The organism is Pseudomonadota bacterium, from assembly GCA_018242545.1.
GTDB lineage: Bacteria > Pseudomonadota > Alphaproteobacteria > 16-39-46 > 16-39-46 > 16-39-46.
In genome coordinates, this window is record JAFEBT010000040.1 from 1 (window position 1) to 17,399 (window position 17,399).

Annotated in this window: 14 protein-coding genes; 3 read left to right on the top strand and 11 right to left on the bottom strand. The window is 36.6% G+C overall.

What is annotated here, in order from left to right; genetic code table 11:
- Positions 1-28 precede the first annotated feature (28 nt).
- The gene (locus tag JSS34_05930) at positions 29-319 is read right to left on the bottom strand and encodes a hypothetical protein (protein ID MBS0185863.1); all 291 of its coding nucleotides are present in this window, start codon (positions 317-319) and stop codon (positions 29-31) included.
- Positions 320-1,007: 688 nt separating this feature from the next.
- On the opposite strand from JSS34_05930, the gene JSS34_05935 reads away from it, so the two are divergent.
- Positions 1,008-3,416, top strand: a complete 2,409-nt coding sequence (locus JSS34_05935; protein MBS0185864.1) for a hypothetical protein — start codon at positions 1,008-1,010, stop codon at positions 3,414-3,416.
- Between the two features lie 115 nt (positions 3,417-3,531).
- On the opposite strand, the gene JSS34_05940 is transcribed toward JSS34_05935, so the two are convergent.
- The 4 genes from JSS34_05940 to JSS34_05955 form a co-directional block, all read right to left on the bottom strand.
- Complete coding sequence (locus JSS34_05940) at positions 3,532-4,083, bottom strand: hypothetical protein (protein MBS0185865.1); 552 nt, start codon at positions 4,081-4,083, stop codon at positions 3,532-3,534.
- A complete protein-coding gene (locus JSS34_05945) occupies positions 4,070-6,658 on the bottom strand; it encodes a leucine--tRNA ligase (GenBank protein ID MBS0185866.1) in 2,589 nt (862 codons plus the stop codon). Before JSS34_05945 ends, JSS34_05940 begins: the two co-directional genes overlap by 14 nt.
- A 22-nt stretch (positions 6,659-6,680) precedes the next feature.
- A complete protein-coding gene (locus JSS34_05950; protein ID MBS0185867.1) occupies positions 6,681-7,193 on the bottom strand; it encodes a DUF3576 domain-containing protein in 513 nt (170 codons plus the stop codon).
- Between the two features lie 226 nt (positions 7,194-7,419).
- Positions 7,420-8,697, bottom strand: a complete 1,278-nt coding sequence (locus JSS34_05955; protein ID MBS0185868.1) for a porin — start codon at positions 8,695-8,697, stop codon at positions 7,420-7,422.
- 254 nt (positions 8,698-8,951) lie between these two features.
- Here JSS34_05955 and JSS34_05960 point away from each other — a divergent pair, with 254 nt between their 5' ends.
- Both JSS34_05960 and JSS34_05965 read left to right on the top strand, forming a co-directional pair.
- The gene (locus JSS34_05960) at positions 8,952-9,599 is read left to right on the top strand and encodes a winged helix-turn-helix domain-containing protein (GenBank protein ID MBS0185869.1); all 648 of its coding nucleotides are present in this window, start codon (positions 8,952-8,954) and stop codon (positions 9,597-9,599) included.
- Between the two features lie 235 nt (positions 9,600-9,834).
- A complete protein-coding gene (locus JSS34_05965; GenBank protein ID MBS0185870.1) occupies positions 9,835-10,995 on the top strand; it encodes a Fic family protein in 1,161 nt (386 codons plus the stop codon).
- A gap of 260 nt (positions 10,996-11,255) precedes the next feature.
- Here JSS34_05965 and JSS34_05970 read toward each other — a convergent pair whose 3' ends face one another.
- The 6 genes from JSS34_05970 to msbA all read right to left on the bottom strand — a co-directional run bounded on the left by JSS34_05970 (position 11,256) and on the right by msbA (position 17,218).
- Positions 11,256-11,477, bottom strand: coding sequence for a hypothetical protein (locus JSS34_05970; protein ID MBS0185871.1), 222 nt, complete (start codon positions 11,475-11,477; stop codon positions 11,256-11,258).
- Positions 11,474-12,355, bottom strand: coding sequence for a lauroyl acyltransferase (locus JSS34_05975; protein MBS0185872.1), 882 nt, complete (start codon positions 12,353-12,355; stop codon positions 11,474-11,476). The genes JSS34_05970 and JSS34_05975 overlap by 4 nt, the downstream gene beginning before the upstream one ends.
- A complete protein-coding gene (lpxK, locus tag JSS34_05980) occupies positions 12,348-13,358 on the bottom strand; it encodes a tetraacyldisaccharide 4'-kinase (GenBank protein ID MBS0185873.1) in 1,011 nt (336 codons plus the stop codon). The genes JSS34_05975 and lpxK overlap by 8 nt, the downstream gene beginning before the upstream one ends.
- The gene (locus JSS34_05985) at positions 13,351-14,700 is read right to left on the bottom strand and encodes a 3-deoxy-D-manno-octulosonic acid transferase (GenBank protein MBS0185874.1); all 1,350 of its coding nucleotides are present in this window, start codon (positions 14,698-14,700) and stop codon (positions 13,351-13,353) included. The genes lpxK and JSS34_05985 overlap by 8 nt, the downstream gene beginning before the upstream one ends.
- Positions 14,697-15,290 carry a lysophospholipid acyltransferase family protein gene (locus JSS34_05990; protein MBS0185875.1) on the bottom strand — a complete coding sequence of 198 codons (594 nt, stop codon included), beginning with the start codon at positions 15,288-15,290 and terminating at the stop codon, positions 14,697-14,699. Before JSS34_05990 ends, JSS34_05985 begins: the two co-directional genes overlap by 4 nt.
- Positions 15,291-15,400: 110 nt before the next feature.
- Positions 15,401-17,218: a lipid A export permease/ATP-binding protein MsbA gene (msbA, locus tag JSS34_05995; GenBank protein ID MBS0185876.1), complete on the bottom strand. Its 1,818-nt coding sequence runs from the start codon at positions 17,216-17,218 to the stop codon at positions 15,401-15,403.
- Between the last annotated feature and the right edge of the window lie 181 nt (positions 17,219-17,399).

Consider the following 17,399-nt stretch of genomic DNA (forward strand, 5'->3'; position numbering starts at 1 on the left):
TGCTTCCATTTGCAGAACATCATACTTGTTATTTTAATTTATGGAAATAGTATAAATTAAGGGCTATGACATCTCCAGGCCGAACAAAGATTCCTTTTTCTTCCATCTCAGAGATTTTTGTAATCGTGATAAGAACAGGCTCCTTTCTGGAAGGATATCTATCCTCTCTTTCCATCATTGCTAATGCTGGGGAAAAAACCTGAACAAGCAGAGAAGCAAGCATAAAAGAAGAAATTATTTTTTTAAAAAATATTTTGAATTTTCCTGCAAAACTATATAAAAGAAAAAGATTATAAACAAAGTAATATTGAGGGGCCAAAGCTCATCTTCCTTAAGTAATGAAGTATTAATTAATATAATTTAAAAAGATGGTAATATTACAATAGAAAATAAACCTTTGTCAAGCATTTAAAATTATATTGGATCATTGCCTATGTTACCATTTATTTAAAAACAATTGTGTGGGCTTCAGACGCATATGATTTTATGGAAGCAACGCATCTTCATCAATTTGTTTAAGACTTGCTCCAATTAAACGAAGCACCGAAGCAACATTTGGAAAAATTCCTATAACATTCATTCTACGCCCAACCTTTCAATTGGTTTGAAGGTTTTTTTCTTATCAGAAAAGGGAAATGTTTGAGCTTCTTGATGGCTCTACTCATCTCTTCCTGTCTCTCGTATGTGCTCAAATTTGTAGAAAATAGGCATGAGCATTCTTTAAGAATATTTTTGTGATGCGTACTTTCCGTATTTCTTACGTAGATAAGAATACTAAAAAAAAATATTTCACCGTTAAAAGCTTTATTTTCTCATTTCTTTCTTGTCCGTACGGTTTTTCTTATAAATCTCCGTAAGTTTTGAGGATGTTTAAATTCCCTAAAAATTGAAAAAATTTTCTTAAGACCTTGAGAAAGGTTTTATCAAATCACCTTCTTCTTAATCGATTTTATAGCCCCTTTAACAATTTTAATCCCAATTTACTGATCACCCGAAAGGAGAGAAAAATGTCTTACAAAAAAAAATTAAGTGTTGCCCTTCTGAGTTTGCTGATTATGGAGTCCCCCATAAGAGCAAATCCCCCCGCAAATCCTTACGCGCATATTTTTGATGAAAGTATTTACAATCAAGAGGAGCTTCCTAAAATCAAAAAATTTACCCACTATGAACATGCCTATGAAACAGATGTCCAACAAGATGTCATTCGACTTCTTCTTTTAAAGAAAGTTAAATTTTTAGAAGCACGTCTTTTTACAAAACTAGATCGAGAATTAGACGATATTCAAAGTCTAATATTAGAAAATAAGACGTCCGCAGCTTCTAAAATTACAAAAGCTCTTGGAACTTTCTTTTCAGCAGCGGCAGGACTTTCTTTTTTTGCTTTTCCACCAGCTGCAGCCGGCGGAGGAGCAGCAGCAGCTATTTCACGTGCTGCTGTCGTTGCTGGAACTGGAATGGCTGCAGGATCTACGTTACAAGGAGCAAGCGATTTTTTAGGCCCTGATGGACAAGTGGATTTAAAGAAAGTTTCAGCTGCTATTGCAAGGCAAAAAAAAGATCTGCTTTTATATTTAACACGCGAACCAATTTTTGATTTAGAAGTCGCTTATATTATTCGAAAACGTTTTTATAAAAATCCTAGCCTTGAAAGAGAAATGGAAAGAACTCTTATTATGGCGCGATTAGATGGCTTTCCCCCTTTCGATTTTCAAAGGGAATTTTTAGAAAATTGTTTAAAATTACCCCTTCAAAAAAAGTTGATCAACTTGAGTTTTCCATGGTGGAATTTAAAAAGAGACGCCGAACTTACAGATCAAGAAAAAGCCATCTTAGAAACACTCCCTCCTCATAAAAAACGCATCAGAGAAAAACTTACACATTATTGTCCTGCAGTAAGGAACAGACTTTCAGAAGTCATTATGCAAATTACGGGAGCCTCTTCCTATGATGCCCACTCTTCTCGACGATATTATTATTTTTATGGAGCTCCAGGACTTGGAAAAAGCGAAGCAGCTGAACTTATTACAACTTATTTAGATCTCCCCTCTTTTAAAACCAGTATAAGAGCCGATTCAGATATTTCTGAACGTTCTTTAGAAGGAGCAGATTGGAAAAAAGAACTTGGAAACCCAGGCCATATTATGAAAGCCTTAATGACAGGGGTCGCAACAGGGGGCCGGAATGTCTTTAAAACGATTAAAGTCCCCGCAACATTTGCCTCAAAATACGGACTTTCTCCTGAATTAGACGTCCAAATCCAAATTGAAAAAGAAAGAGAGTCCTCCAGCAATACGGCTCTCATCCTAAATGATCTTGATCGCCTCTTACTTGGAGAAGGAGTTTCAATGACATCTCTTTCATTCTTATTAGAATATTTAGATCCAACAAAAAAAGATTTTTTAAGTCCTTATTGTAAAGGAGCTCTTAGAACAGATGATTTAATTTTCTTTATAACAGGAAATAGCCCAATACCTGCAGGCGAAAAGTTTTCTGCTTTACGAGATCGTGTTGTTGAAATTGAATTTCAACCCTTTGAACAAGATCAAAAACAAATAATTTTAAGTGGATTTTTAGATGAAAAGCTAAGTATGTTTGGCTTGGAGCTTGCAGGAGAAAGCAGAGATCATGTTTTAATGACCTATGGAAACGCTCCATCTATACGACGCTCTAAAATAGATCTTGAAACGTATATTATTCAAAGAAAACTTTCAGAAAACCCTCTTTCAATTGCACCAGTTTCTGATCTTGAAGAAGATTCAGGGGTAGAAGAAGCTGAAGATTTTGTCCAGAATTTATCCTTAGATGAAATGGTCTCAATTCCAACTTTTACAAAGGATAAAGTTGTTCCGAAAGTAAAGTCTCTTGAGAAACTTAGGAAATGTACGCAACTGCTGACGAGGGAAGATCATGAAGACCAATTTAGCGCTATGAAAGATCTTTTAGGATTTACGTCGTGGGGATATATTGAATATCTCTGGACCACGGATGCTTTAGGCGTAAAAGGAGCTCCAGAAAATCTCAATGCTCTTGCAGAACGTGTGAATCGATTTAAAGTTCCAGATCAGAAATTTTCTGTTCTCCAATTTCATATTCAATTGGTTCAATCCATAACAGATATTCTGTTAAAGGGATTTGAAAAAGATAACTATATTCCGACCAAAATCCGAGACCAAAACTTGAAAGGTTTTGAACGACGCAAAACCAATCTTCAAAACCTTTATCGACATATAAAATTATTAGCCAAACCTGATGCACGACTTCAAATAGGAGATCAAGAAAAAATTCTGTTTCTTGCTTATCAAAGATGGCTTGGCGTTTTAGGAAAAGGACATTCAAAAGCGGAAAAATTGAATGCTCTATATAAGTTAGGAATGAGTGCACCAATAGAACATGCCATTGTTGAAGATCATGTTTAATTTTAAGTATTTTATTTAACAATACAAAAAGTAAAAAACCAAGAGTCGTAGAAAACTACGACTCTTTCTTCTTCAAAGAACGATTTAAAAACTCCTTATGGAAAATATCAATTTTTTATAATGTTGAGTCTTGGGAGGAAGATATCTTATAAAAGAAAGTAGCAAGCTCCCTTGAAATTTGTTGAGCCAGCTGGACAAGTGATCGATCTTGTGCGCTTTGCTCTGAAATAACTGTCGCAAATTCACTATTTTTAATAATGTTATAATCTGCGATGACTTCGGTTGAAGTGCTCAAAAGAACTTTTCCAGTTGAGGCATCTGTTAATTTAAACTGAGCACTATAAGTCATTTGAGATTTGGAAAACGTTGCATCTTTTAAGATACCAAGTGCTTGAGAGCTTTCTGTGATGGTGACATCCATTATATACAAAGGTTTTTTAGGTTGACCAAGAGGCGTTATAAGAGAAATAAGATGATTCCTTAAAAGTTGCCCGCGTCGATCTGCAATTAAATTAATCCGAATTTTTGAAAGATCATTTTGAACTGAATTCATTGGATGATTTTCAAAGGAAGAAGGCGCATATAAAGGATCAAAACCACATCCTCCTGTGAGAAGGAGACCCAGGCCTAGTAAAATATAAAGATATTTCATTCTAAGAAACAACAAGATTTATAATCCTATTTTGAACAAAAATAACCCTCTTCAAAGAAACTCCTTTATCAAATTCTTGTCTCACATTTGGGAGTTTTAAAGCTTCACATTTTACAGATTCCTCAGACGCATTCGCTGGTAGATTTAAAACGCCTCGTAATTTTCCATTAACTTGAACGCTCAAAGAAACGGTTGAAGCCGTCAAATATTCAGGATTAGCCTTTGGCCAGGGTATGAAATCAATAACTTGTTCACCCCCTTCCATAAGCGCCCAAATTTCTGAAGTCAAGTGGGGAATAATAGGAGAAAGGAGTTTAAGAAGCGTTTGAAGACCTGTCTGAATTAAAGAGGCATTTTGGCTTTCTTCTACAAATCGTGTAAAATCATTGCTAAAGGTCCGACATTGGGCAACAGCCGTATTAAAATGATAAAGCTCATAAGCTTTTGTCACAGATTGAATTGTCGTATGCATTGAACGTAAAAAAGTCTCGTCATTGGCATTTAAAGGCTTCTCATTCTTTGAATCGGAGTGAGAGAGCATTTGAATACGCTCGAGAGATCTAAGACCGAGTCGCCATAAACGATTCATGTATCTCCAACACCCTTCAATCCCCGCTTCAGACCAATCCAAATTACGCTCTGGAGGCGTATCTGAAAGCATAAAAAGACGTGCTGTATCTGCTCCATATTCTTTTAAAATAACAGAGGGATCAACAACGTTCCTATGAGATTTACTCATCTTTTCAGATCTACCCACACGAACAGGTTGATCATCTCTTAACGTTAGATAACCATTTTTAGATTTTTTAACTTCTTCTGGATAAAGCCATGTTCCTTGAGTATCTTGATATGTTTCATGGCAAACAAAACCTTGGGTTAAAAGGCTTTTAAAGGGTTCTTCAAAATCTAAATATCCACATTCTTTTAAAGCCATGGTAAAAAATCGTGAATAAAGAAGATGTAAAACGGCATGTTCCACCCCACCCACATAGATATCGACAGGCATAAAAGCTTGAACATCCTTTTTGTTAAAGGGAATAGAAGCATGGGGAGAACAAAAACGTAAGAAATACCAAGAAGATTCAAAAAAAGTATCTAAAGTATCTGTTTCCCGTTCAGCAGGTCCTTGACACTGAGGACATGTAATATTTTTCCAGAGAGAGTCGTGATCTAATGGGTTTCCGGGAATCTCAAAAGAAACATTTTCGGGTAACTTAACAGGCAAATCTTCTTTAGGAACGGGAATGACACCACAATGTGGACAATGAATCATAGGGATTGGGCATCCCCAGTATCTTTGCCTTGAGACACCCCAATCTCTTAATCGATAGGTAATTTCTCCATATCCTTTCTTAAGAGCCTCTAAATGCTTGATAACAACCTTCTGGGCGTCCTTAATATTCAATCCATTTAAAAATTCTGAATGAATAAGCACGCCTTCTCCAACATATGCCTCACGGTCTTTCTCATTGCAAAAGATTTCTCCTTTTGGCCCTTGAATAACAGGACGAATAGGAAGATCATAAAGGCGTGCAAATTCTAAATCACGATCATCGTGGGCTGGACATCCAAAAACAGCACCTGTTCCATAATCCATTACGACAAAATTCGCTACAAAAATTGGCAAACCCCATTCTTTATCAAAAGGATGTTCTGCCATAAGAGCTGTTTTAAAGCCTTTTTTTTCAGCCTTTTGAAGCGTTGCTTCTGATGTATCTTGGCGCAAACACTCTTGAATAAAGGCAGCAAGACCTTCATCAGCTTCGGCTAATTTCAAAGCAAGAGGGTGATTGGGAGCGATAGCAAGAAAACTTGCTCCAAAAAGTGTCTCAGGACGTGTCGAAAAAACTTCAAGCTGACTTAATCCAGCAAAAGGAGACGTCAAGGAAAAGAAAATGCGCGCTCCTTGAGATCGGCCAATCCATTTTTCTTGCATGGTTCGAACATTTTCTGGCCATTGAGGAAGATCTTTTAAATTTTCAAGAAGGGCCTCTGAATATTTTGTAATCTTTAAAAACCATTGAGATAAAAGACGCCTTTCAACAGGCACGCCAGAACGCCATCCACATCCATTAATAACCTGCTCATTTGCAAGAACCGTTTGTTCTTCAGGATCCCAATTGACCCATGACTCTTTTCGATAAACAAGTCCTTTTTTATAAAAATCTAAAAATATCTTTTGTTCCTGTTCATAATAAGAAACATCCGATGTGATAATTTCACGCGACCAATCGTAAGAAAGACCTAAAGACATAAAGTGCTTTTTCATAGCTTCTATGTTTTCAAGCGTCCACTTAAGAGGAGAGACACCGTGTTGAATTGCCGCATTTTCTGCTGGAAGGCCAAAGGAATCCCACCCCATGGGATGAAGAACCGTCTTCCCAAAGCCTCTTTGGAATCTGGCAATCGTATCTCCAAGTGTATAAACTCGGACATGTCCCATATGCAGACGCCCTGAAGGATACGGAAATTGCTCTAAAACATAATAAGAAGGCTCTCCAGGTGCTTTTACTTCATAACTTTTATGTTGGGCCCAATAATTTTGCCATTTTAATTCAACTTCTTTAAAAGAATAAAGGGGCGCGTTCATGAAATTTATACCTTAGACATTTTTATGAATTAAGACTTGAAATCCTTAAATGTCGAGCTTTCAAAAGTATCGCCTCTTCCAAGTCGTTAATGACAACCGCCTCTACGGGGACTTCTTTCCAAGTTCCTTCTTTATGAATTTGATGGAAAATACTAATACGCAGAGCATCTGATCTGAGCTGTGGATCTAAAATAAGAACATCTACTTTAAATCTCTCATTAGGCACGGAAGGTGGCGTATACCAATCTGTAATGATAACACCTCCAAAAGGATCTGCTTGAATAAGAGGCAAGAAGGAAAGAACATCTAAGGTCGCACGCCATAAAAAGCTATTTACACCAATTGCAACACCTTGCTCATTTTTGGATTTTTTTCCAAAGGTGAGAGCATCATCTCCAAATAATTTTCCAAATCCTTTTTTTCTATTTTCTTCAGCGCTCATGGGTGGTGCTTCTTTTTTGGAAGTTGTGTCACATCCAGCAAGGGCCAAACTTAAAAGAGATACCGAAAGGCAAAAAAGAGATTTACGTCTCATGGAACAATCCTTTTCCAAAAAAATAGCATGTGATACCAGCTCAATTAAAGTTCTACTTTTTAAAACTTCTTATATATGACACAGAATTCAAAGAAAAATAAAGGGAGAAGTTATTTAAAAATTCAGAAGTATAAATTTTCTTAAGATAACCCCTCTTTTTAATCCTTTAAAAAAAGAAAAAAGGGGAGAGAATCTCCCCCCTTTTTTTAACCAAACTGCTAACAAATTAGAAGCTGATTTTTGTACCAAGAATAAAGACAGACGCTGTATTGGAAGAAGTCTGCTTACCTGTTGTGCTATTAATATTATTAATAACTTGGTTGTTTCCAAGGTTTGCAAGAGCTGCATTTGGAATACGCATTCTGAGGTAATCATACTCAGCATATACACCCAAACCAGGAGCCAATGTATGGTCAGCTGTAATAGAGTAAATATCAGCTTTTCCTTTATATTGTGTGCTTCCTGTCGCACTCTTTCCGTTGTTCTGGGTTGTGCCTTGATATCCGAAAGCCACTTTGTTATCGCCAAACGTATATCCCAAAGCACCACTCCAAGCTTTACCACCATTGTAACCTGAGCGTGGAGATCCATTTGGACCAGAGTTAGAGACTGTACCAGATTTTTGGTTATCCATATAACCAAGACCGAGTTGCCATCCTTGATAATTAAACAAACCACCCAATTGCCATGCACTCATGGTCCTAAGATTGCTTTGAGCGCTTGAACCATTACCAGCCTTTGTGGAGCTAGCGTTAATTCCAGCAGCTGTTAAGCTTAATCCGAACCCATTGGAGAATTCATGGGAGAAGTTTAAAGCCCCAGAAGCAACACCATGGTTGTTATATCCACCACCTGCACCACCACCTGTTGCACTGTTGGTATTGATAACGGCATTTCCTTTATGGGTTGAAGATGGCGTAAAGCCTGCACCAAGCATAAATCCAGAGAAGCGTGGTGTATAGTAAACAACCTTTGTTGCTGTTCCTGTATCAGGCATCATGCTGTCACCTGTGAAGACACCGCTGGTAATGTTAATAACTTTATCAAAGTCACCATCAAAACCACCTGTTGCACCCAAAACGTTTGCAGCATCTGTCATCAAGATATCTTCAGGACCGACTTTGTCACCCGCTTGGAAAGTACCCCAGTTGCCTTTAAATTCAATACGATTTTCTTGAATTGCATTTGTTGCGCTTGTGTCGCCTGTCAAGATAAGAGTGTAGTTGTATTCAAGACCATTGGATGCAACGCCTGCAACAACAAAGTCTAACTCACCATTTTGTGTAAAGGCATAACCTTGACCATATCCATAAGACGGACGGGCAATCTGACCATTGGTGTTGTTTGCGCTGACGCCTTTTGAATTATTGAACCCATATGCCTGAAACTTAGCATTTCCACTCATTGACATTGTGGGTGCTTGCCCTGCATCAGCGCTCACGTGAGCAGCTGCAACCGTCATCACGGCAATAAGAGCTGAGGTCCCCAGAAGCTTGTTCTTCATTTATCTTCCTCCAAAAAAATACCATTAAGGATAATTAACATGAAACCGATTAATGTAGGAACCTTTTTTGAGCGATTCCCACCCTATTCTCTTTAGTTAGACGGCATTATCTTCTAAAAGACAATCCTTGTTCTGCGTCTTAACCCTATAAAAAAGAAATTAAGGAAAGGTTGTTGCAGCACTACCACACCTAAAAAAGCTTGTTCTTAAAAAATCCTTCATTATACTGGCACTATAATACAAGGAAAATGAAAATGCACGTCTTTTGTTTCTTTAAAACATTCGCCTTAGGCCAAGCTTTCCAAACATATCTCCATAAGAATATTTCTTCTCTTGTTTTCTCTGATGAAAAACAGGCAAACATTCCATCTTCTTCTTTTATCATTCTAGAAGACCCAACGCCTCAAGAATTAGAAATTTACAAAAATTTTTATGGCATTTGTCTTTATGCCAGTCCCGATCTTGTCTCTTATACAAAAGAATTTCCGCATCTTATTTTTCTTCAAAAGCCAATTTATCTCCCTTTTCTTGTTCAAATTTTCTTAGAACAGGCTCAGAAATCAATGCTTTTGACCACATCCAATACGCATGAATCCTTAAAAATTGGACCTTATCATTATAAAAAGTTGCAAAGAAGCCTTTTAGATCTTTCTCAACATAAAACCATCTCTCTCACAGAAAAAGAAGCAGCTCTTTTAGACTTCTTATCTATGCGTTCCGATGGATATGCTACACGCGCGGAGCTTTTGGAAAATATTTGGAAATTCCGAAATGATATTTCAACGCGGACACTTGAAAGCCATATTTATACACTTCGAAAAAAAATAGAACCCAATCCGAACTCACCTGAATACCTGTTAACGAAAGAAGGTGGATATTGTCTTAAATATGAATTCGTGTAAGTCATAGGTTTCTTAAAATCGTTTTTTCTTAATGCTTTCTTACTGATATGACGACAGAACTTTCTAAATCATGATCTGATAAAGCAACTTTCCGCTATTATCGATTTTCACGATATGCGAAAATAGTTTAAATTCTTATTCTCTTGGATGATGATAAGAAACATCGTTATTATCGAATATTGACTTTTTCGATAATAACTGAGTGCTATGAGCATCATTAAGAGAGACCCATTACATGGATATACAACAGTCCCCTACAGGGCAAATCGTTAAATCATTAAAAGGATATAATGCCTTTATTCCCCATCGTTTGCCCCCTAAACTTGAGTGGAATAATGCGGTGATTAATAGTCTATCTCGTGCTGATTTCTTGCTTGGAAAATTAGCACGCGAAGGCAATAAGTTACCTAATCCTCACCTTTTGATACGCCCTTTCATCACCCGTGAAGCTGTACTGTCGAGCAAAATTGAAGGCACTCAGGCGACCCTTGGAGAAATCTTAGCCGCTAATGCTGGGGCTCATGTAAAACAAAATCCTGATGATCTCCAAGAAGTGCAAAACTACATCAAAGCACTTGATTATGGATTGGGACGGTTAGCAGAACTTCCCTTATTGCTACGCCTTATTAAAGAGATTCATGAGCACTTAATGCAAGGTGTTAGGGCATCTCATGCCACCCCCGGGGAATTTAGGCGCAGTCAGAATTGGATTGGCTCTCCAGGATGTACATTAAATACAGCAAAATTTGTGCCACCACCTCCTGACCATTTAATGGATTGCTTAGGAAAGTTTGAAAATTTTTTACACGATAGATCATTGCCGCCATTGATTCACATTGCACTTTGTCATTATCAATCTGAAGCCATCCATCCCTTTTTAGATGGCAATGGGCGCATTGGACGATTGCTGATTATGTTGTTATTGATTGGACAAAGAATGCTTCCATCACCTTTATTGTATTTGTCTGCTTTTTTTGAGGCGACACGTGATGAGTACTATAAGCAACTTTATAACGTCAGTTCAAAAGGAACATGGTATGAGTGGCTTATCTATTTTTTGAATGGTGTCGCCGTTCAGTCTGAAGATGTTTTATCGCGTGCTGAACGTATTAATGACTTATTAAATCAATGGAAAATTGTTGTTGCAAGTAGCAGTTCACAAGTACCTATAAGCATCGTGCAGCATTTTGCTGCGAATCCTTATTTTACCATCAATAAAATTGCTGAGGATCTGAGGGTTTCCTACAGCACTGCCCAGAGAGGTGTTCAAAAACTTGAAGCTGTTGGGATTATCAAAAAGACGAGTGATAATAAACGAGACAAAATCTACTGTGCCATCGAAATATTACATATTCTAGAAGAACCTACAAAAATCAAGGCGGATGTTTATGAATAATAGCCGTATGTGATCGCTCTTTTAATCCTCTTGACTCTTTCATAAGTCCTTCATATATTGACCAATAGAATTAATAAAAAGATTTTTATCATAAAAAAGGGATAAGTACTATAAAATATTTGAAATATGCTGCTATGTGGTTGATTTTAATATCGCTAAAAAAATAATTGAGAAAGATTTAAAAGGAACCCAGTTTCAAGATTATGTAAGGATTTATAACGAAGATGACGAATAAAATTGAGCTTAAAAGATATCTAAAATCACTCAATTACCTCAACTTTATTCCAGGGTAAAAGAGAAAAGTTTGAACGGCTTTCTTCTTTTTCCCCTGCATAAATAAGATATCCCTTCTCTTCTTTTGCTAAATTTTTCCAATAGAGAAGACCTTCAAAAAAGGAAGAAGAGATGGTTTGAGAAGATTTGACCTCAATTGGAATAAGGTGAGGCTCATTATTTAGCCCATCATAAAGAGAAAACATCATGGCCACCGGTTATGAAGCCATAACCATTGCCCAGGATTTTCTCTTATCCAACGTTCGAGTGTTAGGTTGATCTTTTCAAGCGTTTTTTTAATGTCTTCCTCAGAATTTTCCGTCTTTTCTGCAAAGAAAGGTTTCTCATAGGTAATCTTAAAATGAGCGCCTTTAAGACGCACGACATGCGCTGCTACAATGGGTGCTTTAAATTTAAGTGCAAATTGTGCAATAGCAGGAGCCGTCCATGCAGGAGATCCAAAAAAAGGAATGGGCACTCCATCATTCATTTTTTGATCCATAAGCATTCCCACATGTCCTCCTTCTTTTAAAGCTTTAAGAGCTTCTCGTGCCCCAATTTTTCCTTTTGGATAATAAAGAAGAGAAGGGCATTTTTGGCGCTGCCGTTGAATTAAAAAGTTAATAAAAGGATTATTAGAGGCTCTATAGAGAAGCAAAAGAGAAAAACCACGCTGAACAGCGACTAAAGAGCTAATTTCCCAATTTGCGAGATGGGCTGAAAAAAAAAGTCCTGCGAGATGATCATCTCTTAAAAAGTCTACATTTTCAATTCCATTGACTTCTATATACTTAGAGTTTTTCACAAGGGTATGCATGTGAGGAAATTCCCCTATGGTTCGTCCAAGATTTTCCCACATGTCTTGAGAGATTTTAAAGCGCTCTAATTCTGTTTTTTCTGGAAAAGCACGTTTTAAATTTCGAAGAGCACGTTTATTAAGAAGTGTATAGGAACCAATCATACGCGCACATTTTCCTCCAAGCCAAGACGCGCAAGGGAGAGGAAATAACCAAAAAAAACTATAAAAAATTTGAAAAAATATAGCTTCTATAAAATGTTTTATTTTCCTAAAGAAAACTCTACGCATGAAAATTTTTCCTTAGAATATTTATAAGTTTTGCTTTGTCTTCAAAAACTAAATCAATAGGAATAAAAGAAACTTTCTTCTTAAAGGATTTAGGTAATCGCACATAGTCTTTTTCTGTGGTCACAAGCAGAGCATCTGATTTTTGAGCTTTTGATTCAAGGTTTCTTAAAGTAGATATGGAATATTTATAATGATCCGGAAAAGCAATAAAATCTAATATATTTGCATTTAACTCCTCAAGTGTTTTATAGAATTTTTCTGGAAAGCCAATTCCTGCAAATCCAATAACGTTTTTCTTATCAAATGCATGTTTGATTTTTTGATCTACCTCAAAATGTGCTTTTAAAATAGGAAGTTTAGGAGAAAGCCGAGATGTTATTTCTTGAATACCATAGAGATCCTTTCCAATTACAATAAGACCTTGCGCACGGTTAAATGCTTCTTGTAGATCTTCTCGCAAAGGCCCCATAGGAAAAATATGTTGATTTCCAAATCCAAAAAAACCATCTACAACAATCAATGAAATATCTTTAAAAAGGCTTGGATTTTGAAATCCATCATCCATAATAAGATGAGTTGCACCCTCTTCTTCAGCTTTTTTACCTCCTAATTTTCGAAAACGAGATACCCATGTTGGAGATTTTTGAGAAAGCAAAAGAGCTTCGTCACCAACTTCAAAACTGGTATGATCTTCTCTAACACGCACAGGACCTTTTAAAGATCCTTTATATCCTCGCGTTATAAAATGGCAGGCAGCATTTTTATACTCTTCTAAAATAAGATCAGAAAGAGCAAGACATGTTGGTGTTTTTCCGACCCCTCCTAAATTTACATTGCCAACACAAATCACGGGGATATTTAATTTTAAAGACTTTGTGTTTTTTCTCTTTAAAGAGGAAAAGAAACGATAAAAAAATTGTCCGAACCATAAAAAAGGATACAGTACAATAAAAGAAAGAGACCTTTTTTTTTTATACCAAAAAAGAGGAGGATTCTTAAACATTCTGTTCTTCAATAAGTTGAAGGGAAAAGGAGTCTCCTTCTAAAAAAGGAAAAAAGGGCATAATATCTTCTAAAATAGAGACTAATACATCTTGCTCTGATTTAGCAAGTTTTCGTGCTTCTTCTTCCATTTCCAAAAGAAGCATTGGATTTTGAAAAAAATGAAGGACCTTATCAAAAAGCTCCTTTATATTTTTTACTTGGCAAGCTGCATTATGACTTAAAAATTTATTTGCTATTTCTTGAAAATTTTCCATATGAGGCCCCCATATAAGAGCACATCCTAAAAGCGCAGGCTCAATGGGATTGTGTCCTCCTTTTGGAACAAGACTTCCCCCTATGAAAACAAACGGACACAAACGATAAAAGAGACCAAGTTCTCCGACTGTATCTGCAATATAAATCTCAACCTTATGGACTAATCGTTTGCGATCTTGCCGACGCGCTGTCATAAATCCTTGGTTTTTTAAAGAAGCTTCAATTGACTCTCCTCTTTCAGGATGTCTTGGAACGATAATGGTTAAGAGCGTCGGAAAAAATGTTCTAAGTTGTTTATGAACATCTGCAATAAGCTCTTCTTCACCTATATGCGTACTCGCAGCACACCAAACAGGTCGATCGGAAATAAGAGCTTTAAGATGTGCAAAATCATTTGGATTAAGAGGAAGAGGAGGACTTGAAAATTTTAAATTTCCAGGCATTCGAACTGTACGAGCACCGAGTTTTCTAAGTCGAAAAGCCATATCTGATGATTGGGCAAGACACAGCGAAAATTGACTTAATAGAAAACGAACCACAGGTGAAAAACGCTGCCATTTTTGAAAAGAACGCCTTGATAACCGTGCATTCACCAAAATACAAGGGATTTTCTTTGCATGAAGTTCAAAGAGAAAGCCAGGCCATAACTCGGATTCAAGCCATAAAACACCCTGGGGAGACCATTTTTTAAGAAAACTCTTAATACAAAAAACTTGATCCAAGGGAAAGAACTGATGAAAAGCCCTATTAGGGAGTCTTTTAGACATAATTTCTGCAGAAGTTCTTGTATTTGTTGTAACTAAAATATGAAGATCACTTTTTTTCTTAAGAAGCGCTTCAATAAGAGGAAGCGTTGAGAGAGACTCCCCTACACTTGCTGCGTGAACCCAAATGAGGGGGCCTTTGGAAGGTCTTTGAATCGAAGATTTTCCAAATCGTTCAAAAATTCTTTTAATATTTTCTTTTCCTTTAAGCCATCTTAACACAAGGAAAAGCGCTAAAAATGGTGTTAAAATGACCATAAGAACTTGATAACATCGAAAGAGAACATATCCTAAAAAATCAGAGGAATGGCTTGTAATCACGACGAATTCTCCATGCTTTTGTCCGCAAAATTTTTAAGACGCAAAAGTTCATTTTCAACACAAAGCCGTACTTTCTCAAATGTCTCCGGATCTTTATTTTTAGGGGCAGAAATTGGCTCTCCCCATATTAAGATACCTTTTTTGCTGGGGAATGCCCATAAAAATCGATCCCAACTCCTTAATATTTTAGAAGAAGATACTGAAAAAGTAGCCGGTAAAATATCTGATTGGGTTAAGTAAGACGCCATCACAATACCCATTTTGACTTTATAACAGGGCCCTTTTGGTCCATCTGGTGTAATACCTACAGTCCCCTTATTTTTTAAAATACGTACCATTTGTTTTAAAGCAACACTACCTTCATGGGTTGATGACCCTTCAATGGTTTTAATGCCACAATAAGAAATAACTTTTGAAATAAGCTTTCCATCCCGATGCCCTGAAATAAGCATGTGGAAAGGACGCTTCTGTGCATGAGCCCATGCATAGGGCATCATCATAAGACGTCCATGCCAAAAACATACAATAAAAGATTTATTTTGATGAATATAAGAAGAAGGAATTTCGAAGCCTATCTTCGTCCAACGCATCCCTTTAGAAATACTCCATATATATATAAAACAAATGAATGCAATAAAATTTTGAACATATTGAGACTGAAGGAAAGTTTTAAGTTTTTTTCTCATGTGAATAATACTTTTCACTTTTTATTCTTTAAAATTTCTTCTTCTAAGTATTGCATATGATAAAGCTCAGCATATAGACCTTTTGCAGCAAGGAGTTCTGTATGTGTTCCTTTTTCTATAATCTTCCCTTGATGTAACACATAAATTAAATCTGCATCTTGAATAGTTGAAAGACGATGAGCCACAACCAAACATGTACGATTTTTCATAAGATTATTAAGAGCATTTTGAACTTGCCGTTCTGATTGGTTATCCAAGGCTGATGTCGCTTCATCTAAAAGAAGAAGAGGAGCATTTCTTAAAAGAGCACGTGCTATAGAAAGCCGTTGACGTTGCCCTCCTGATAACTTTATACCCTGTTCACCGATAAATGTTTGATAACCTTCCGGGAGTTCCATAATAAACTCATGAGCAGCTGCAGACTTTGCCGCTTCAACAACCTCTTCAAAAGAAGCATTTTCTTTTCCATAAGCAATATTTGCAAAAACCGTATCATCAAAAAGCGTTACTTCTTGTGTCACAAGGGCGATATTTTTTCGAAGAGATGAAAGTGTCACGTCTTTAACATCATTCCCATCAATAAGAATGCGTCCCTTATCAACGTCATAGAAACGTGGAATTAAATTTAAAAGGGTTGACTTTCCGCTTCCGCTGGGTCCCACGAATGCAATGGTCTCTCCTGGCGAAACCGTAAAATCAATATTTGATAAAGCCTTAATAGGCTGCTTCGTTCCGTCTCGATGGGCATAAGAAAATGAAACATTTTCAAAAGCTAAAGATCCTTTAATTTTATCTAAAACTTGAGCTTCCTTTTTATCCAAAATAAAAGGTTTCATCTCAAGTAAAGCAAAAACCCGTGTAGCTGCTGCTAATCCTTCTTGAATGTTTGAGTTAACCTGGGATAATTTTTTTAAGGGTTCATAAGCAAGAAGCAAAGCTGTAATAAATGAAAAAAAGGCTCCTGGGCTTCTTCCTCCTGAAATAACCTGGCTCCCTCCATAAAAAATAACAACAATGATTGCCACCCCCCCCAGGGTTTCCATAATGGGAGAAGAAAGAGCTCTTGATTGAGCCGATTTAAAAACATGCTTAAATATTGTCTCAGAGATTCTCCCTAACCGTTTTTTTTCATAAACTTCCATTCCATAAGCCTTGACAAGCCGAATTCCTTGAAAAACTTGACTCAAAAGAGAAGTTAAAGCTGAAATATCTTGTTGAGCGTTTGTTGTCGCTTTTCTAAGTCTCTTTCCGAGGCGAATAATGGGATAAAAAGCCGAAGGAAAAGCAAAAAAAGAAATGCAAGCTAAAACCCAGTCTTGATAAAACATAAGAACTACAAGGCAGACAACACTTACCACATGCTTTCCAGCCCCTGATAAAGCAAAAGTAAAACTATTGCGCATCATACTCACATCATTAATAGCACGGGAAATAAGATCACCCGTTGGGTGATTTTGAAAAAAAACAAGATCCGTTTTCAATAAAGTGTCAAAAATTTTCTTTTGAAGATTCATAACAAGGTGCAAGCTTACATAATTCATATAATAATTTTCACCATAAAGACCTAGGCCTTTAACAAGAAAAGCTCCAAAAATAAGGATTGAAATTCCGATTAATTTTGTTTCATCTTTCTGGATAAAAATATCGTTTATAATTGGTTCCATGAGCTTTGCAAGGAGCGTAAGAGCCCCGGAAAACATGAGCATACAAAGAAAAGCTAAAACAACTTGGGAACGATAAGGCCATACATATTCTTTTAGAATACGAAAAAAAACTGTTTTATCAGAAAGTTTTAAAGTGTTAAGGGTATGAAATGAAGGGGAAAAGGACATAAAACTCCATGAGGCTAAATTAAAAAGATCTTACATTTTAATACTTTTAGAAGTACCTATTCTTTTTATAATGAGGCGCTTCAAACCTCTTTCCTTTAGGACAGAGATGAGAGTGCCGATTTTAAGGCAGATTGAAAGTTTTGTATCATACTCTCGGAAAATAAAAAATGATATTCTTTGT

Coding starts and splice junctions, on each gene's coding strand:
- JSS34_05935 (MBS0185864.1), top strand. CDS start 1,008: ATGTCTTACAAAAAAAAATTAAGTGTTGCCCTTCTGAGTTTGCTGATT.
- JSS34_05945 (MBS0185866.1), bottom strand. CDS start 6,658: ATGAACGCGCCCCTTTATTCTTTTAAAGAAGTTGAATTAAAATGGCAA.
- JSS34_05950 (MBS0185867.1), bottom strand. CDS start 7,193: ATGAGACGTAAATCTCTTTTTTGCCTTTCGGTATCTCTTTTAAGTTTG.
- JSS34_05955 (MBS0185868.1), bottom strand. CDS start 8,697: ATGAAGAACAAGCTTCTGGGGACCTCAGCTCTTATTGCCGTGATGACG.
- JSS34_05960 (MBS0185869.1), top strand. CDS start 8,952: ATGCACGTCTTTTGTTTCTTTAAAACATTCGCCTTAGGCCAAGCTTTC.
- JSS34_05965 (MBS0185870.1), top strand. CDS start 9,835: ATGGATATACAACAGTCCCCTACAGGGCAAATCGTTAAATCATTAAAA.
- JSS34_05970 (MBS0185871.1), bottom strand. CDS start 11,477: ATGATGTTTTCTCTTTATGATGGGCTAAATAATGAGCCTCACCTTATT.
- JSS34_05975 (MBS0185872.1), bottom strand. CDS start 12,355: ATGCGTAGAGTTTTCTTTAGGAAAATAAAACATTTTATAGAAGCTATA.
- lpxK (MBS0185873.1), bottom strand. CDS start 13,358: ATGTTTAAGAATCCTCCTCTTTTTTGGTATAAAAAAAAAAGGTCTCTT.
- JSS34_05990 (MBS0185875.1), bottom strand. CDS start 15,290: ATGCGTTGGACGAAGATAGGCTTCGAAATTCCTTCTTCTTATATTCAT.
- msbA (MBS0185876.1), bottom strand. CDS start 17,218: ATGTCCTTTTCCCCTTCATTTCATACCCTTAACACTTTAAAACTTTCT.